The following is an 18,600-nucleotide window of genomic DNA, read 5'->3' on the forward strand; positions in this document are numbered from 1 at the left end:
GACTCTGAAAACGACAGTTGGAGCTACTCAGTTGGGCCGGAGGAAGCTCAGGTGAGGGACGCCGCCAGCTCCTCGATGATCTCGAACTGCTCGCGCACGCCGCTTTCCATGCCGGACTGCGCAATCATGTCCCGGACTTCCTCGCTCCCCGCATCGGTGCGGATCCGCACGGTGGTGGCGCCGCCGTCGGCCCCGTCAAAGGTGACCGTATTAAGCACGGCGCCTTCCTCGCTGTCCGGCGCGGTGCCCGGCATCTCCATGACCTCCGTGTGGACGATCCGCTCGTTGGGCACAATCTCGCGGTATATGCCGTGGAAGGCCACCTCGAATTCGCCGTGCGCCACCATGACGTATCGCCACGCGCCGCCGACCCGGAAGTCCATGGCCGCCACAGTCATCTCGCCACGCCGTCCGGGCCACCATTTCTTGACGAGTTCCGGCGTGGTCCAGGCCCGGTAGACGAGGTGCGGGGGTGCGTTGAGGGTCCGCGTGATCAGGATTTCCGTGTCGCTGGGGAACGTCACATCCATGGTGCTGCCGCTTGCCTGTGCCATTGTCCTGCTCCTTTCAGTGCTCTTCCTTGAGATCCTCCAGCACGTCCTCGAGAAGATCGAAGCGCTCCTCCCAGAGGTGCTGGTAGCTGGCCACCCAGTCGTAGATGGGCTTGAGCGCTTGCGGATTGAGCCGGTAGAGCCGCTGCCGGCCTTCGTCACGCACGACGACGGCGCCCACCTCGCGCAGCACCCGCAAGTGCCGTGACACGTGCGGCTGCGCCAGGCCCAAAAGGGTCACCAGCTCGTTGACCGGGCGCTCGCCTTGAGTGAGGGCGTCCAGGATTTCCCGACGGCGGGGCTCAGCCACCGCGTTGAACGTATCTGCCGTTGTTGCTGCCCGTGCCATACGGCGATTGTATACCCATATGGATATGCACTGGAAGGGACGGACAGCTCATCTGCCACGCAGTGCCAATGAGTTGAAAAGTCGAGTACCTACTACTGATGCTTTCGGCATCCCCGGCCGCATAGCGTCGTATGGGGGACCTGCGAGACGTCCATCGGTACACCGCTTCTGGGGGCAGGAAGGACAGCAATGGCGCCGGACGAGGGCAATGCCCTTCCCCTCCTGGATCCGGATGTCCTGGACAGGCTGCGGACAGAGCTCGAGGACGATGAGGGAGTTTGGACGGTGTTCGTGCGGAACTTCATCGACTATCTGCCCCAGAGGACTGAAAAGCTGCGTCTGACCCTGACCACCGGGGACCTGGCCGGCGCAATGGACGCTGTCCTCAGCCTCAAGACTTCCAGCCAGATGGTAGGCGCGGAGCGCCTCGCCGGGCTTGCCATGGACCTGGAACGGTCCCTTCGACACGAGACCCTCGACTCTGAACCCGCCCGGGTCCTGCCCCGGTTGGCAGCGGACCACCTCACCCAGATCAAGCGCTGCGCCCGGCAGACCAGGTATCTGCTGCAGAGATATCTTCATTCCAAGCCGGGCGGGAAGTGACACCGCTGCGTTCGACTGGCGTGCCAATCGGCACTGGTCGCGTCATCAAGCGACAACTGATGCGCAACTCGATGGCCGCCGTGGTGGACGGCCATGGAGCTTACTATGCCGGACTGGTCAATCAGCGTCCCTGGACATCACTGGTCTTTCGCCGGACGGCGTTCAACAACATGGCCAGTGAGCCGTCCTGAGGCAGCAACGCGTAGATGCCCGCAGCGGCTGCTTGCCGTTGCACCCCCGAAGTCGGGGCCAGCATCACGATGCGGGTGCGGGGCGCAGCAGCACGAATGCTGAGCGCGGCAGCCATGCCGTCGTCGTCGCGCAGGAGGTTGTCAAGGATGACGACGTCGGGCGCCAGTTCGCGGACCAGGTCAACGCCCGATTGCGCCGAGTCAGCAGTTCCCACACTGAGCATGTCCGGTTCCCGGTCCAGGGCGACGGCAAGCAGCTCGGTGAACGTCCGGTGGCGGTTGATGGTCATGACTCGAATCTTTTGTGAGTCGGGGGTGGACGCTGACACGGGCATGGCGGTGTTGGCCGTGGACTCAAGAAGCCTGGCGTAAATGGACCTCAAGACGGGACCAGGCGCACAGCCCATTTCCCGGTCCATGGTCCGCCTGCACCGTTCGAACGCACGCAAGGCCTCCGTGGGCTGGCCACCTTGCTCCAGGCCGAGGACAAGAGCCGTCCAGGCCTGCTCGCTGAGGGGATCATCCGCGACGGCCTCCCTGGCCCAGGCAGCGGCCAGCCGGGTTCTTCCCACGGCCAGGGCAGACTCCGCCGCCAGAATCCGGGCATGGAAGACGCGGGCAGCATGGCGGGTTCGCTCGCCCTCGGCCCAGGATGGCAACAGTTCATCGCCCAGCAGTGGAGCCGAAGCCAGGCCAAGAGCCTCCTGGAGCAGCACAATCGCGCGCCGCGGCACTGCGGATTCGGCCCTGCGCACCAGGGCCTCGAAGCGGTCCAGATCCAGGTCCACCAGCGACCTGTCCAGCATGTAGCCGCCGGTTACCGTCCGCAGGGGGCCGTCCTTGCCCATCCCGGGCTGCAGATGACGCCGCAGCACACTGACATAGCTTTCCAGGGTGGGGAGCGCCTCCGGCGGGGCCTGCCCGGCCCAGAGGATGTCGATCAGGCGGTCCTTGGAAACGGGTGCGCCGAGGTTCAACAAGAGGAGTTCGAGGATTTGCCGGGGCTTGGGGCCGCCCAGCTCCCCGTATCCGAGGACCGCATCCCCGCGCTGGATCCGGAGCGGACCGATGATTCTCGCATCGAGTCGGCCGGGGCCCGGCCCTGTGAGGACGGATGGCATCGTGTCATCTGAAACTGCCAGCTCTACTGAGTTCATGGGTGAACCTGCGATTCAGTTGCGAAGTTTGCTCAAGTGTGACTGTCTTGCTGGCGGGGGACACGAGTAGGGGCTACCTGTTTGAGGTTGGTAGCAGCTACTTGTTTTGTCCGGCGAATGGATGTGGAGTCCGGTGTCATTGCAGCCAACAAGGTTGTTGCAAGGTGTCCGGTGCACGATGACGTCATTCCATCCCTCCTAACGGCAGGCATGTCATGAGACCCTTTAGTTGGATGCCCTTGGGCCAGGCCGATGGCAAGGCGCCCGCATCCCCAAGCACTGAACACAGCACCTTCCCACCCAGACAAGGCCGGCACGCCGTCGCCCGCTCAGCAAGAGTCCGGCCGGCACGGGTCCGGATGATCGCAGCCATCGCGGCAATGGTCATGCCCGTCGGCATGGGATTGCCCATCGTTGCAGCCAACGCCGAAACGGCTCCGGTTGGCCAGGGGTTCACGGTGAGCCCCTCCGACCTGGCGTTCATCCTGAAACAGATCAAAATCGCCGAGGCGCACGCTGCAACGCTGTCGCCGGAGCACCCGTGTGACACCATGATCGGCACCGGTCCTGATCAGATCGCGAGCCCCCTCGTTTCCCAGGGGCTGCGGACGGTCGACGGGTCATGCAACAACCTTGTGCCCGGCCAGGAGACGTTCGGCGCGGCCGACCAGACGTTCCCACGCCTGACCACGCCGGTATTCAAGAGTGCCGAGGACTCACCTCCCGCGTTCGGCCCTTCCCAGCCGACCTCGTACGCGCAGAAGAAGGGCTCCGTTTTCGACTCCGAGCCCCGCGTAATCAGCAACCTGATCGTGGACCAGACCTCAACCAACCCGGCCGCGGTGGCAGCGGCCGGTAACCCGGTCAGGTCGCAGGGCAACGAGGGCATCGTCCCGTGCACGACGGATCCAGATCCCTCGGCCACGCCGCCGGTCGTCGAAGATCCTGCGGGCTGCGTGCCGTCGCACCAGACCCTTTTCATCCCGAACGTGACCACGGACGTCGGCCTCTCGCCGCCCTACAATTCGATGTTCACCCTGTTCGGACAGTTCTTTGACCACGGCGTGGATCAGACCGTCAAGGGCGGAGGCACGGTGTTTGTGCCGCTGAAGGACGACGATCCACTGATCGCGGGCCCGGACCACGTCCTGGGCAACGGGGACGACCTGCCGCCGCACCTGCAGTTCATGGTCCTGACCCGAGGTAAGAACCAGCCCGGTCCGGACGGCACCACAGGCGACAACCCCGCGACTCCTGCGGACGAAAGTGCTGACGATATCCAGAATGCGACCAACACGGACTCGCCCTTGGTTGACCAGAGCCAGACCTACACCTCGCACTCGTCGCACCAGGTATTCGTGCGCGAGTACGTCAACAACGCCGACGGCAAGCCGGTCTCAACGGGCAAGCTCCTCGGCGGTCCGGCTGGTCCAACGGCGGGCGGCATGGCTACCTGGGCCACGACCAAGTCCCAGGCGGAGACCTTGCTTGGTCTCAAGCTCGAAGACAAGGACGCCACGAACATCCCGATGATCGCCGCGGACCCCTACGGCAAGTTCCTCCCCGGCCCCTTGCGCGGACTGCCGCAGTACGTGACGGGTGCGGGCCTGATCGAGGGTGACAAAGCCAACCCCGTGCCGGTTCCGGCGGATGTGAAGTACTTCGACACGCCGTTCCTGACCGACATCGCGCACAACGCGGACCCGAGCCCTCAGGACACGGACCACAACCCGGGCACGGCCCCGGTCGCGCCGGCCCCGGATGCTGACAACGTGGCATCTGCCGATTTCGCCAGCCAGCCGCTTGGTACGTACGACGACGAGATGCTCAACGCGCACTTCGTCGCCGGTGATGGGCGGGTCAACGAGAATATCGGACTGACCGCCATCCACCAGATATTCCACTCGGAACACGACCGGCTCGTCGGCGACATCAAGAACGTGCTGACCACCGATACTTCCGCGAGCGGCACGGCGGCCCTGGCCGAATGGCAGGCGGTCGCCGGCGCCAACGGCTGGAACGGTGAGCGCCTGTTCCAGGCGGCACGGTTCATCACCGAAATGGAGTACCAGCACCTGGTCTTCGAGGAGTTCGCCCGCAAGATTCAACCTGCGATCAACCCCTTCGAGCCGTTTGCGTTCACTCAGACCGAGCTCAACCCCGCGGTCAAGGCTGAATTCGCCCACGCCGTGTACCGCTTCGGTCACTCCATGCTGACCGAGACAATCTCCCGCAGGAACGAGGACAGCCCCGGTCCCGACGACCAGTTCGGCACCTCCGACGACATCTTGGGGAGTCAGAACGACATCTCCTTGCTCGAGGGTTTCCTCAACCCGCCGGAGTACACCAACGGCGGCCCTGCAGGTTCGCTCACCTCTGAGGAGGCTGCGGGCAGCATCATCATGGGTATGTCGGACCAGGCCGGTAACGAGCTCGATGAGTTCGTGACGGAAACGCTCCGCAACAACCTGCTGGGTCTGCCTCTGGACCTTCCGACGATCAACATGACACGGGCACGCTCCGAAGGAATTCCGCGGTTGAACGTCCTTCGCCGGGACCTGTTCAACTCAACGAATGACGGCCAGCTGAAGCCCTACATCAACTGGATCGACTTCGGAGAGAACCTCAAGCACCCGGAGTCGCTCGTAAACTTCGTCGCGGCCTACGGCCAGCACCCGTCCATCACCGGCCCTACGACGTTGGCGGGCAAGCGGGAGGCTGCACGGCTGATCGTCAACCCCAACACCGGGGACGTTGCTCCCACTGATGCTGCTGCGTTCATGAACAGCACGGACGCCTGGGCCAACAACGGCACCCAGTCGATCACCGGCCTGGACAACGTGGACCTTTGGGTCGGCGGTCTCGCGGAGCAGACCGTTGTTTTCGGTGGCCTGCTTGGAAGCACGTTCAACTACGTCTTCGAGAACCAGCTGACGGACCTGCAGAACGGCGACCGCCTGTATTACCTGGCGCGCACGCCGGGCATGAACCTGCGCAGTGCGCTGGAGGGTAACTCGTTCGCCGAGCTGATGATGCGCAACACGAACGTGCACACCCTGAAGGCCGACTCGTTCGCCACGGCGGACTGCAAGTTTGAACTGAAGAAGCTTGCGGGCACCACCGACGGCTTTGCGGCCTCCGGCAACACCGTAGCGGATGACCCGGACTCAGACTGCGATGAGGCCGCCCTGCTGATCCGCATGCCCGACGGTACGATCAAGTACCGCGCGAGGAACACCGTAGACCCCTCCGGGATCAACGGACAGAGCGTCTACAACGGCACTGCCGGCGTGGACCGCATCTTCGGTGGAAACGACAGCGACACCTTCTGGGGTGGTGCCAGCAACGACATCATCGAAGGTGGTGACGGAGCCGACGTCGCACTCGGCGGCGAAGGCGAAGACATCATCACCGACCTCGCCGGCGACGACGTGCACAAGGGCGGTCCCGGAAACGACGCGATCGACGCCGGCCCGGGCCTGGACATCATCATGGGCGGCGATGGCAAAGACTTCACGAACGGTGGAGCCAATGCCAACGAGACCTTCGGTGGAACTGGTGACGACTTCATCATGCTCGGTCAAGGCATCGATGCCGCGTTCGGTGACAGCGGCGACGATTGGGAAGAGGGCGGGGACCAACCTGACCTCATGATCGGGGACAGCAGCAACCTGTTCTTCCTGGACGACTCCCAAAAGCCCGGACACGACATCCTGATCGGCCAGGGCGGTGACGACGACTACGACATGGAAGGCGGCGACGACGTCGGCCTCGCAGGACCCGGCGTCGAGAAGGTCGCCGGAGCCTCGGGATACGACTGGGAGATCGGTCTTCAGGATCCACAGGCACAGGATGCCGACCTGAACCTCCCGATCCCGCCGCTGGACATCCTGCAGGTGGGAGTCCGGGACAAGTTCAACGAGGTGGAGGCACTCTCAGGCGCGAACCTCAATGACGTCCTGCGTGGCGACGACGTGGTTCCCAGCGCCGTCGGCGGCGCCGGATTCATCGGATGCGACGTGCTGGACCAGGCGGGCCTTGACCGCATCGCGGGCCTTGACCCACTGGTACCGGCGCTCAGCACTCCGGCGAACACCGTCATCGCGGCGTCGGCATCCAAGAACTGCCCGCTACTGGTCCCCGACAGCAACGTCTGGGGCGATGGCAACGTCCTCCTCGGCGGCGGTGGCAGCGACCTGATCGAGGGACGGGGCGCCGATGACATCATCGACGGCGACAGGTACCTCAGCGTCCGGCTCAGCGTCCGCACGGACGCGAACAACCGGCTCTCCGAGGTTGGCAGCGCGGCCGGAATGACCACGCAGTACCTGCGGGACGGAGACGGTAACCTCACCGGTGCCACCCTCCAGGAAGCCGTGTTCGCGGGAACCGTGAACCCGGGCAACATCGTGGCAGTCCGCGAGATCCTGGAAGGCACCGGCGGCACCGACACCGCGGTCTTCTCGGGACCGCTGTCGAACTACACGATCGTTGCCACCCCCGCAACGGCAACCGAACTGGCCAAGCTGACGGTCACCCAGACCGGCGCCAATGTGGCTGGCCAGCGGGCCAGCGACGGGATCGACACGCTGCGGAACATCGAGCGGCTGCAGTTCACCGATCAGGTGGTCACAGTGCAGGTGCCTGATGCGCCGGCCATCGGCTCGGCGACCGCAGGCAACAGCTCCGCGACGGTGACGTTTACGGCCCCGGCGCCCAACGGGTCCTCGGCGATCACGGGCTTCGAAGTGGTCGTGAACACCGGCGGCGCGGCAGTCCAGACGGTCACCGGCATTGCGGCCTCGGCCACCAGTGCCACAGTAACCGGACTGACCAACGGCACCTCGTACACCCTCCAGGTGCGCGCGGTGAACCAGTTCGGCGCAGGGCCGCTGTCCGCGGAATCCAACGCGGTCACACCGGCGCCCTCGGTGCCCGATGCCCCGACCGGAGTCACAGCCAGCGCGGGTGTCGCCTCGGCAACCGTTACCTGGACGGCGCCGGCCAGTGACGGAGGATCCCCGATCACAGGGTCCGAAGTCGAGGTCCGCACGGGAACCACGGTGGTCACCACCGTCTCCTTCGCCGACGCGGCCACCAGCCAGGTGGTCACCGGCCTGGCAAACGGGACCGCGTACACGTTCGTGGTCCGGGCGGTGAACGCGGCCGGAACCAGCCTGGGTTCGGCACCGTCGATTGCAATTACGACGCCGGGCACGCCAGATGCTCCGGTGATCGGAAGGGCAAGGCAAGGGGACAGAAGGGGTCCCATAACAGCCATCATCGACTGGACGCCGCCGGCCGCGACCGGCGGGTCTGCGATCACGGGCTACAAGGTGACGGCCCTGCGGATGAGTTCAGCCGCAGCCAACGCCACGGTGATCTCACGGACGGACTCCGCCGTCCTGCCGGCAACGGCGAGGACCCTGGAGATGACCCTTACAAACAACAACTACCGGTTCGTTGTAGTGGCCATCAACGCAGTAGGGACCAGCCCGGAGTCCGCCCGCTCGAACAGCGTGGTGGCACGATAGGGAAGGCAAAGCGCAGCTAGTACCTGCAGCTGGCAAGTGAAGGGGGTGGCCCCGCGGCCACCCCCTTTGCTGTGCGTGCGGAGCTGCCTGTGGGGGCACGCCACCACGGTGCCGAGCTCCCTCTGCTGCGCCGCCCCCTGTGCCGGCACACCCCTGCCTGCAGCTCCCTCGGCGGGGAAGGTAACGGGGGCATTTTTATCCAGGCATGGAAGAGGGGCCAGGCTGGCTGAGATGCAGCCTCAGCCAGCCTGGCCCTTCGTGGTTAGTTAGCGGGCAGCGGTGCTGTTCTGATCAATGGCCGTGTACCGGTTCCCGGGCAACGGACGCATCTGCGGGCTCTTTGTCCATGTCCACGCCCGTTCCTGTCCCCGAGCGCGGAGCCACTTTGACGTCGTCGGCGGTGTTCCCTGCGGCGCGCGCAACGCCGAGGCGGACAGCCTCCACAGTCTTGTCGCTCAGGAGCGGGCCGGTGTAGCCCAGTTCGAGCTCGCCGTCGCTTGCATGGGTGTCGTAGTTGCCCAGCGCATCGGCGAGGATGCCTTCCAGCGCGATTGCCTCGGCCAGAGCCCCGGGGTTGGCTGAGCTGGCGGTGAACCGGAGGTCGTGCACCAGGACCTGGGCCACATGAACGTGGTCCAGCCCCGGAAACGCCAGGTCGTGGCCGAATGCAAGGTTAACCAGTTCGCCGCCATCATCGATGGTGGCATCACTGGGCAGGGCAACAATAAGCTCTGGCACCGTGTGTTGCAGCACGTTGGCGCCCAGGACATCCGGTGAGATAGGGGACACGGCCAGCCCCAGGCTGCCGGCAGCAGAGGAGAGCGCTGCACTGAGCGTAACCAGATCCGCGTCCGGGGCCGGGTGGATGGCCACCACAATACGGCGCCGGACCATCAGCCCGTCGTAGCTCACCTGGGGCCGGCCGTTCCCCAGCTCGGAACCCGAACCGGACGTCAGGACCGCGCCGGACGGGTCGGAAGGAGAACCGGGTGGCGCTCCGGCAGTGCAGCCGGCCAACAGTGAAGAGGCCAGAACCACCGAGACGGCAACAGCAGCCGCCTTCATCTCACGTACCCGCCGGGTAACCCGGCTGGTAGCGCGGGATGAAATGGTTCGCTGGCAGGGTGTCCGGAACGGAGGGGTCGGAGGTGATGGGATCGTTGTTCCGCGGATCGCCCACGGAGAACTGCACCATCATGTCGTGGTCCTCGTGCACCAGGTTATGGCAGTGCACCATGTAGCGTCCGCCCGCCTGGGCTCCGGTGTCGAACTGCGTGAGTAAGGTGATGGACTCGTTCTCACCCGCATAGAAGACATCCTTGGGCCCCCCCTCCCACGCGAACGGTTTCCCGCCGTTGGTGTTGCGGGCGATGATCTTGGCATCGACCAGATGGATGTGGACAGGGTGGAACCACCCGCCGGATCCGTTGGTGATGGTCCACTGCTCAACGTCAAAAGGCTGCGGGTTGCCGAACAGCTTAGTGAACCCTGAACTTTCCACATCGGCCCACGTAACCCCGTTGATGGTCCATTCCCCGTTCTCCCGCTCCACCCTGAGCTCCCGCTTGGCCACAGCCATCTCCGGCGTCAGGCTCATGGTGGGCAGTCCGCCGCGGGCCGCATTCGGCGACCCGCCGTCGTCGAGCGTCTTGGGAATCGAGGAGATGCCTCCCTTCCCCGAGCCGGAGTTGCGCACTACCTCGAACTGCATGATTTTGTCCGTATTGGCAAAATCCTCGTTGTTCTTGTTGCTGAGGTTCCGCAACTGGATCTTTTGCCCCACTTTGTACTTCCGGAAGTCGATGAGGATCTCGTAGCGTTCCGCGGTGCCCTGCCGCCACGACTGCACCGCCTGGACCTTGGGCGTCATACCGCCGTCGGTGCCGACGATGTAAACCGGCTCTCCGGTGGAGAGGGTGGGCCGGTACGAACGGGTAATCGAGGCCACGAGGACCCGGAAACGGTAGATGCGCGGCTTCACTTTCATGGTTGGCCACGGCACCCCGTTGACCATGACGATGTCGCCCCACAAGCCGTCGTGGTCGTTGTCGTTGTAGCCGAACGAGCCGTCAGCATTGAACAGGGCATCCGAAATCATCAGCGGCACGTCGAACTCACCCTGCGGCAGCTGGGCGCGCTCGAACTTATCGGACAGGGGGTAGAAGCCGGCCAGCCCGGAGTACACGTTCTGGGCCGTCACGTGGTGCTTGTGGTCGTGGTACCAGAGTGTCCGCCCGGTTTGCCAGTTGGGGTAGTGGTAGTTCTTGACGTATCCCGGTGGAGTGGTGTCATTGGCGTACCCGTCGTATTGCGGCAGCGACGCCGAGCCGTGGAGGTGGGTAACGGTATGGAAGGCCATGGGATGCAGCAGGCCCAGCGCCGGGAAGTCATTGCGGATCCGCACCTCGGTCCGGGTCCCCTGGAGGGCCCGGATGGTAGGGGCGGGGAAAATACCGTTGTACCCGGCGAGCGTGGTGGTGAGCCCCGGCACAAACTGGGCTTGTCCAAGCTTCTGCGTCAGCGCGTACTTGGCATACGGGCGGTTGGGGTCGCCGTCGTCGAAGCCGGTTTCGTAAGGCTCCAGCACCGGCGGCCGCCGGAAGACCCCGGCGTACGGAACCGGGGTGTTTTGGGGCGCGAGCTGGCTCGTCGTGATGGGCGGCGTGGAGGGCGGCGTGGTGGACGAAGGAAGGGTGAGCGGGGCCCCCTTCATGCCCACGAGGCTGAATGCCCCAAGCGCTCCGCCCAGTTTTAGAACTTCCCTGCGAGATGTCATGACCTCTCCTCATGGTGAGTGGCTGCTCAACCCTGCTCAGATCATGCGCCGCGCAACTTGTAAAAAGGCTGGAGTGGCCAACCCCGGAGGCCCCTGCCAAGGGAGTGGTCGCCCGCATTACCGTCAGAGGCGGCCGGTAGAGTGAAATCATGCCCGCCGACCCAGCACGCCAGCCCCGGAACGGGTTCCCGAACCGTCCCTCCTTGGACGAACTGCTCGCCACCGCGCATGTGGTGAGCCTGCCCATGCGGGTGAAGTTCCGCGGCATCATGGAACGCGAAACGCTGCTGCTGCGCGGGCCGCACGGCTGGGGCGAGTTCTGCCCGTTCCCCGAATACGCCGACGCCGAGGCCTCCCGCTGGCTCGCCGCCACCATCGAGGCCGGCTGGCACGGCTTCCCTGCACCCGTCCGTTCGGTGATCCCGGTCAACGCCACCGTTCCTGCCGTTTCCGCGGACCGGGTGCCGGAGGTCCTGGCCCGGTTCGGCCGGGTGGACGCCGTCAAGATCAAGGTGGCCGAGCACGGGCAGACGCTCGACGACGACGCCGCCCGTGTCGCCGCCGTCCGCGCAGCCCTGCCCGACGCCGCCATCCGCGTCGACGCCAACGGCGGCTGGGACGTGCCCTTTGCAGTGTCGGCACTCACCCGGCTCGCCGCCGTCGGACTTGAATATGCCGAGCAGCCGGTGCCCACAATTGAGGGGCTCGCCGAGGTACGGCGGCAGCTGCGCGCCGCCGGGACGCCGGTGCTGATCGCCGCCGACGAAAGCGTGCGCAAGGAATCCGATCCCCTTAAGGTGGCGCGGGCCGGCGCGGCGGATCTGCTGGTTGTCAAGGTCGCGCCGCTCGGGGGAGTGCGGCGCGCGCTGGACATCGTGGCGCAGGCCGGGCTCCCCGCCGTTGTCAGTTCCGCGCTGGACACGTCCGTGGGCATCCGCGCCGGGCTGGCTCTGGCCGCTGCCCTCCCCGAACTGCCGTACGCGTGCGGGCTGGGGACGGTGTCGCTGTTCGCCTCGGATATCACGCTGGATCCGCTAGTGGCCGACGACGGCGCCATCCGCCTCCGCGACGTCGCCGCCGACGCCGGGCTGCTGGAGCAGTATGCGGCTTCCGCGGAACGCCGCGACTGGTGGCTGGCCCGGCTCGCCAGGGTCCACGCCCTCCTCGCCCCCTGTCGCTCTCTCACTTAACGCGGGTTTCTTACGGACGCTCTCTCACTTAACGCGGGTTTTTGGGCAACGCTCTCTCACATCCCTGCAGGTCACCGCCGGTTAACCTGAACTTCACCTTGCCGACGGCTTGGCGTCGACCTGCGCTGAAAGGGTGGCCGGGACCCGATCGTCATATTGGAGGCACCCCTTGTCTGAATCGACAGCCCGTAAGTTCACCCTGCTGCCCATGCTCGGCCACACCAAAGGCAAGCGCAGTGCAGTCACCTGCGCCCTGAAATGCGACAACGCCTGCTCCGGCGACGTCTGCAACACCAGCTCCAACAGCTACTTCCGCGATATCGCGTCCGCCACCATGTCCCGCCGCGCCGCCCTGGGCTTCGGCGCCGCCGGTGCGCTCGCCGTCGTACTTGGCAGCGCCGTCACCTCCGCGGAACCGGCTGTTGCCGGCGGCCCCGGCCTGGCACCCGCCGCGAAGGAAGGCTTCACCAAGTCGAAGCTGAAGTTCACGCCCATCCCTTCAATTGACGCAGCGGTGGACGCTGTCACGGTTCCGGAAGGCTTCACCTGGCAGCCCGTGATCCGCTGGGGCGACCCCATTTTCAACGGCACCCCGGACTTCGACCTGAACAACCAGACGGCAGCCGCACAGGAAAAGCAGTTTGGCTACAACAACGACTACACCGACATCCTGGAGATTCCGGGCTCAAAGGGCCGCCGCGCGGTGCTGTTCGCCAACCACGAATACACCAACGAGAACATCATGTTCCCGGCCACCATGCCGGCAGAGCAGATGCGCGCTGTGGGACAGGCTGCACACGGCCTGTCCGTCGTCGAGCTCGAGCGCAAGAACAAGAACAAGCCGTGGACCTATGTCAAGGGCGCGCCGCTGAACCGCCGTTACCTGAACAACACCGTGTACGAGCTCACCGGCCCGGCAGCGGGCTCGGCACTGGTCACGACCGCTGAGGACTCCAAAGGCCGCTTCATCAAGGGCACGCTGGGCAACTGCGCCGGCGGCACCACCCCGTGGGGCACCATCCTCTCCGGCGAGGAGAACTTCCAGGGCTACTTCGTGGGGAACGGCACGTCCGCCGGGGACAAGCGCTACGGCATCACTTCCAAGCCGACGGCCCGCAAGTGGGAGCTCGACGACCCGCGCTTCGACACCCGCACAGCCGGCTACGAAAACGAGGCCAACCGCTTCGGTTACATCGTGGAAGTTGACCCGTTCGATCCCACCTCCATGCCGAAGAAGCACTCCTCACTGGGCCGCTTCAAGCACGAGGGCGCCAACGTGATCATCGCCGAATCCGGCCACGTGGTGGCTTACTCCGGCGACGACGAGCGCTTCGACTACCTGTACAAGTTCGTCTCCAAGGACAAGTACATCGAGGGCGACCGCAAGCACAACATGACGCTGCTCTCCGCCGGCAACCTCTACGTTGCCAAGTTCACGGGCAACTCGCCTGTCGCTGAAATCGACGGCAAGGGCACAGTCCCGGCCGACGGCTCGTTCGACGGTACCGGCGAATGGCTTCCGTTGGTGGTGGACGGCGCTTCGGCTGTGAAGGGCATGTCCGTCGAGGAGGTCCTGGTGTACACCCGCCTGGCCGCCGACAAGGTTGGCCCCACCAAGATGGACCGGGCCGAGGACGTTGAGCCCAGCCTGCACACCGGCAAGGTCTACGTTGCCTGCACCAACAACTCGGACCGTGGCAAAGCCGGCAAGGAAGGCGCCACGGAGGTCAACCCGCGCAACCTGAACCGCGACGGCCACATCGTGGAAATCACTGAAACCGGCGACCAGACCTCCACGAAGTTCCAGTGGAACCTGCTGATGGTCTGCGGCGATCCGGCCCAGGGTGACGTTACCTACTTCTCCGGCTTCCCGGTGGACAAGGTTTCGCCCATCTCCTGCCCCGACAACCTCGCGTTCGACTCCGTAGGCAACCTGTGGATCTCCACCGACGGCGCCCCCTCCGGCATCGGCAAGGCCGACGGCCTGTTCAAGGTCACCCTCGAAGGTGCCGAGCGCGGCAAGGTGGAGCAGTTCCTGGCCGTGCCGCGGGACGGCGAGACCTGCGGACCCATCATCCACGACGAGGAGCGCACCGTGTTCGTCTCCGTGCAGCACCCGGGTGAGGACGGCTCGTTCGATGACCAGCACTCCTTCTTCCCGGACTACGTCGCGGAAGGCACGACGCCGGCCCGCGGCCAGGCGCGCGCGCCCCGTCCGTCAGTGGTCCAGGTGTTCCGAGGCTAGGTCCGTTCCCTCCCACCAGGACGCTCTCTCACCTTTGGCGGGTTTTCGGCCAACGCTCTCTCACTTTCTTCAGGAAAGTGAGAGAGCGTTCGGTCGTATGGCGCATCAAGTGAGAGAGCGTTTGGCTTTTGGAGGCCAAAGGTGAGAGAGCGTCCTAGTCGATCAGGCCGGCGCCGGTTATTGGAGGTGGCCGTTGCCGGCTCTGGCAGGCTCAGGCCGTGCCCGAACGGGAAAAGGGGATCGGCGGTATCGCCGGGGACGTCGGATCGGGATGCACGCACGGCATCCATCGACCGCGGGATCTCGAACGGCAGGCGCCCTTCGGGCCCGGTCCGTCCGAACAGGGCGTCCAGGAGCGCCGTGTCCGACACGCCGAACGTGCCGACCAGGGCTGAGGTGAAGCCGGTTAGGGGTGTGAGGATCGCCGGGCGGTCCAGCCGCACGTCAATGACCAGAGGTACTTTTTCGGCCAGGGTGCGGAGCCGGGAGATCAGCCCAGGAGGGAAATCCAGGCTCCCAGCATGGAAATGTTCCTCCAGGAACAGGTCGTTGCGGTGGTCCCACGGCGAGTGAAGCCGGATAACGGCAACATCCGCCTGCTCCGGGTCCTGCACCACAGTGCCGAAACCGTCGAGGCTCAGCGGGTCCACGCCCTCCACATAGACGGCAGGTGAGCCGGAAAGCGGAAGGGAGGTCCCGACGTCGGACGTTCCGTTGGTGAGCACCGTGACGGACCGGGACTGCGCACGGTGTCCTTCGCGCCGGAATTCGGCGTTCCCCACGATGGTGGCCGCGGCGTCCTCGTCCACGAACGGGTTGTCGAACAGGCCCAGCTGGAACTTCACCAGTAGCAGCCGGCGGGCGGATTCGTCCAAACGCGACTCGCTGACCAGCCCGTCCCGGACAAGGCCGATGAGCAGGTCGGTGCATTCCTCGCCGCCGAACTGGTCCACGCCGGCGTTGAGGATCTTCAGCATGCGTTCGGGCGCGGTGAGCTGTTCAACGCCCCAGGCCCGGGCCGGCAGGACTTGGTCGCCCACGATGTTGTCGTTGACCAGTTCCCAGTCGCTGAGGACCACGCCGTCGTAGCCGAGCTTGTCGCGGAGCAGGTTGGTGATGATCTGCCGGTTGTAGCCGAAGCCGACTTCCTCAACCGGTTCGCCGTCGAGTTCCACGCCCACCGGCATGCCGTAATAGGGCATGATGGCGCTGGTCTTTTCGGAGATCGCGGCCCGGAAAGGGGCCAGATGTTCGGCGAAGCGGCCGCCGGGGTAGACCTGTTCGCGGCCGTACGGGAAGTGCGCATCCTCGCCGTCGCGCTGCGGACCGCCGCCGGGGAAGTGCTTGGTGGTGCAGGCAACGCTGTCCGACCCCAGCTCATCGCCCTGGAACCCCTGGAGGTACTCGACGACGTACTTCGAGCTGAGCTCCGAGTCCTGCCCGAAGGTTCCCGCTTGCCGGCACCACCGCGGTTCGGTGGCCAGGTCAACGGTGGGGTGCAGCGCCGCGCGGATCCCGACGGCGGTGTATTCCTGCCGCGCGATCCCGGCGAAGCGGCGGATCAGTTCGGCACTGCCCACCGCGGCCAGGCCGATCGGCTCCGGCCACTGCGAAAAGTGGGCGGCCGTGAACGAGACGCCGGAGTTTTCGATGAACGCATGCCGCGGGTCCGTGGAGATGGTCACCGGAATCCCGTGCGGGGTCTGCGCGGCAAGCTCCTGCAGGGCGTTGCTCCAGCGGGCGGCTTCCCGGGCGGTGCCGAGCGCATGGACGTTGAAGTGGTTCATGAACTTGGTGAGGATTACCGTGCTGGTGGGCGATTTGCTGATGTTGCCTGGCTGCTCAAGGAGGGTGCCGTCCGGGCCGGTTTCGATGACCGTGTGGAACATCAGCCCGGCCTTTTCCTCGAGGCTGAGGCGGGTCACCAGATCGGCGGCGCGTTCACGCGGGCTGAGGCCGGGGTTTTCGAAGGGATCCATGATCCCGTTTCCGTTGAGGTCCCGGAACTCTTTTCCGTCGGCGTTTCCGTCGGCGACGGACGTCCCGGGGCGTGCGTGATTCTGGGCTTGTGCAGTCATGGGGCTCTCTCGGGGAGGTTGGGCGGGGGAGCGGCTACTTGATGCCGGTGGCCGCGACGCCCTGGATGAAGTACTTCTGGAGGGCAACGAAGAGCAGGATGATGGGCGTGATCACTAGCACCGAGCCGGCCAGGAGCAGGCCGTAGTCCGTGGCGTTCTGGCCCGTGGAGTAGAGGGAAAGGGCCACCGGGAGGGTGTACATTTCCTCGCTCTGCGCAACAACCAGCGGCCACAGGAAGTTGTTCCAGGAACCAAGGAAGGTCAGGATGCCGAGCGTGGCCAGCGGCGGTCCGCACAGGGGCATCACAATCCGCAGGAACGTGCGCAGCTCGCCGGCGCCGTCGATCCGGGCGGCCTCGATGAGCGAATCCGGGATCCCGGCGATGAACTGCCGCATCAGGAAAACACCCATGGGCGCGGCGAGGAACGGCAGGATCAGGGCCGGGTACGTGCTGACCATTCCCAGTTTGCTGACCAGGACGAACAGCGGCACAAACGTCACCACGCCCGGGACCATCAGCATGACCATCACCAGCAGGAACAGGAAACGCTTGCCGGGGAAGTCCATCTTCGCCAGGGCATAGCCCACCATCGAGCAGAACAGCAGGTTGCCGAGCACCGTGAACACGGCCACCACAACGCTGTTCAGGAAGAACATGCCGATCTGCAGCTCGGTGAACCAGACCACGAAGTTCTCCAGCGTGGGCTGCTCCGGCCACCACGTGATGGGCCGGCGGAGGAGCTCGCCCTGGGTTTTGAACGCGCCGAGCAGCATCCAGGCAAACGGCAGCAGCGTGGCGGTGACAGCGACCAGGAGGGCCGCGTAGATCAGCGCCCGGCGCGCGGACAGCCGGGGGCCAGTACGACGGCGGCGGGCCGGGACGGGCGGCGACGCCGGCACCTGGGTGCCTCCCGCCGTCGTCCGTTCCGCTTGGGCGCGGGGGATGGTTGGTGCAGTTTCCGGGATGGTCATGTCCTCAGTCCTTGGATCGCAGGGCGCGGAATTGGATGAGGCTCAACAGCGCGATGGCCACGAAGAGCACATAGCTGGCGGCCGAGGCGAGCCCGTATTTGCCGAACCCGAACTGGTTGAACGTGAAGTAGCTGACCGAAAGGGTGGAGTCCAGCGGGCCGCCCTTGGTCATCACGAACGGCTCCTCGAAGAACTGGAGGAAGCCCACCGACAGCAGGACTGTGCCCAGGAGCAGGGTGGGGCGGAGCATGGGCAGCGTGATCTTCATGAACCGCTGCCAGGCGCTGGCACCGTCCACTTCGGCGGCCTCCAGGATGTCCGCGGGGACCGTCTGGAGTCCGGCCAGGAAGATGATCATCAGCGTGCCAAGGTTGCGCCAGACGGCGAGCAGGATCAGTGCCGGCATGGACCAGGTGGTGCTGTTGAGCCAGTCCGGGCCCGCGATGCCCACCCAGCTGAGGATGAGGTTCAGCAGGCCGTCCGGCTGAAGGATGAAGCGCCACACCACGGCTACGGCCACAATGCTGGTGACCACGGGAGTGTAGAAGCCCACGCGGAAGGCCGTGCGGAAGCGGGTGATGCCGTTGTTCAGGGCGACCGCGAGGGCCAGGGCCAGGACGGTGGTGAGGGGGATACCGGCCAGCACGAAGTAGGCCGTGTTCAGGATCGAGTGCAGGAACTGTGGATTCCGGAACAGTGCCGCGTACTGGTCAAGCCCTACGAATCCAACAGCCAGCGGGTTGTCGATGTCGCGGCTGGTGAAATCCGTGAAGGACATCAGGAACGACGACACCAGCGGACCCAGCATAAAGATGCCGAAGATCAGGACGAACGGCGCAGCGAACAGCCACGCGGTGATGGCGTTGCGGCGCCGGCGCGAGCCGCCTGCCCTGGCCTTTGCGCGGGCCGGAGGCCTGCCGGCACCCCTTGAGGTGCCGGCAGGCATCGTGTTG

The 18,600-nt window shown here is 65.4% G+C and carries 12 protein-coding genes; 4 read left to right on the forward strand and 8 right to left on the reverse strand.

The annotated features are described in order from the left end of the window. Nucleotides 1-47 precede the first annotated feature (47 nt). Nucleotides 48-554, reverse strand: coding sequence for an SRPBCC family protein (locus tag NG697_RS06425; protein ID WP_252598553.1), 507 nt, complete (start codon nt 552-554; stop codon nt 48-50). 13 nt (nt 555-567) lie between these two features. After that, nucleotides 568-900, reverse strand: a complete 333-nt coding sequence (locus tag NG697_RS06430) for an ArsR/SmtB family transcription factor (protein WP_252598552.1) — start codon at nt 898-900, stop codon at nt 568-570. Between the two features lie 189 nt (nt 901-1,089). On the opposite strand from NG697_RS06430, the gene NG697_RS06435 reads away from it, so the two are divergent. Then, nucleotides 1,090-1,503 (forward strand): Hpt domain-containing protein, encoded by a 414-nt coding sequence (locus tag NG697_RS06435; protein ID WP_252613824.1) that lies wholly within the window; start codon nt 1,090-1,092, stop codon nt 1,501-1,503. Nucleotides 1,504-1,624: 121 nt separating this feature from the next. On the opposite strand, the gene NG697_RS06440 is transcribed toward NG697_RS06435, so the two are convergent. Continuing rightward, the gene (locus NG697_RS06440; protein WP_252613825.1) at nt 1,625-2,851 is read right to left on the reverse strand and encodes a BTAD domain-containing putative transcriptional regulator; all 1,227 of its coding nucleotides are present in this window, start codon (nt 2,849-2,851) and stop codon (nt 1,625-1,627) included. A 359-nt stretch (nt 2,852-3,210) separates the two neighbouring features. On the opposite strand from NG697_RS06440, the gene NG697_RS06445 reads away from it, so the two are divergent. After that, complete coding sequence (locus NG697_RS06445) at nt 3,211-8,385, forward strand: peroxidase family protein (RefSeq protein ID WP_252613826.1); 5,175 nt, start codon at nt 3,211-3,213, stop codon at nt 8,383-8,385. Nucleotides 8,386-8,676: 291 nt separating this feature from the next. Here the strand turns inward: NG697_RS06445 and NG697_RS06450 are convergent, their stop codons facing one another. Then, nucleotides 8,677-9,450 carry a hypothetical protein gene (locus tag NG697_RS06450; RefSeq protein ID WP_252613827.1) on the reverse strand — a complete coding sequence of 258 codons (774 nt, stop codon included), beginning with the start codon at nt 9,448-9,450 and terminating at the stop codon, nt 8,677-8,679. 1 nt (nt 9,451) lies between these two features. Then, nucleotides 9,452-11,161, reverse strand: a complete 1,710-nt coding sequence (locus tag NG697_RS06455) for a multicopper oxidase family protein (protein WP_252613828.1) — start codon at nt 11,159-11,161, stop codon at nt 9,452-9,454. 149 nt (nt 11,162-11,310) lie between these two features. On the opposite strand from NG697_RS06455, the gene NG697_RS06460 reads away from it, so the two are divergent. Beyond that, nucleotides 11,311-12,351 carry an o-succinylbenzoate synthase gene (locus NG697_RS06460; protein WP_252613829.1) on the forward strand — a complete coding sequence of 347 codons (1,041 nt, stop codon included), beginning with the start codon at nt 11,311-11,313 and terminating at the stop codon, nt 12,349-12,351. Nucleotides 12,352-12,520: 169 nt separating this feature from the next. Beyond that, nucleotides 12,521-14,596, forward strand: coding sequence for a PhoX family protein (locus NG697_RS06465; protein WP_252598548.1), 2,076 nt, complete (start codon nt 12,521-12,523; stop codon nt 14,594-14,596). On the opposite strand, the gene NG697_RS06470 is transcribed toward NG697_RS06465, so the two are convergent. From NG697_RS06470 to NG697_RS06480, 3 genes are read right to left on the reverse strand one after another with little or no spacing between them, the layout of a single operon-like run. Further along, nucleotides 14,593-16,674, reverse strand: a complete 2,082-nt coding sequence (locus NG697_RS06470) for a glycoside hydrolase family 3 protein (RefSeq protein WP_252608366.1) — start codon at nt 16,672-16,674, stop codon at nt 14,593-14,595. The genes NG697_RS06465 and NG697_RS06470 overlap by 4 nt on opposite strands. Nucleotides 16,675-16,708: 34 nt before the next feature. Then, nucleotides 16,709-17,647, reverse strand: coding sequence for a carbohydrate ABC transporter permease (locus tag NG697_RS06475; protein ID WP_252613830.1), 939 nt, complete (start codon nt 17,645-17,647; stop codon nt 16,709-16,711). 4 nt (nt 17,648-17,651) lie between these two features. Continuing rightward, entirely contained in the window at nt 17,652-18,593 is a 942-nt protein-coding gene (locus tag NG697_RS06480; RefSeq protein ID WP_256470811.1) for a carbohydrate ABC transporter permease, read from the reverse strand. Nucleotides 18,594-18,600 lie beyond the last annotated feature (7 nt).

The sequence above is a fragment of the Pseudarthrobacter raffinosi genome (assembly GCF_023913835.1).
GTDB classification, from domain to species: domain Bacteria; phylum Actinomycetota; class Actinomycetes; order Actinomycetales; family Micrococcaceae; genus Arthrobacter; species Arthrobacter raffinosi.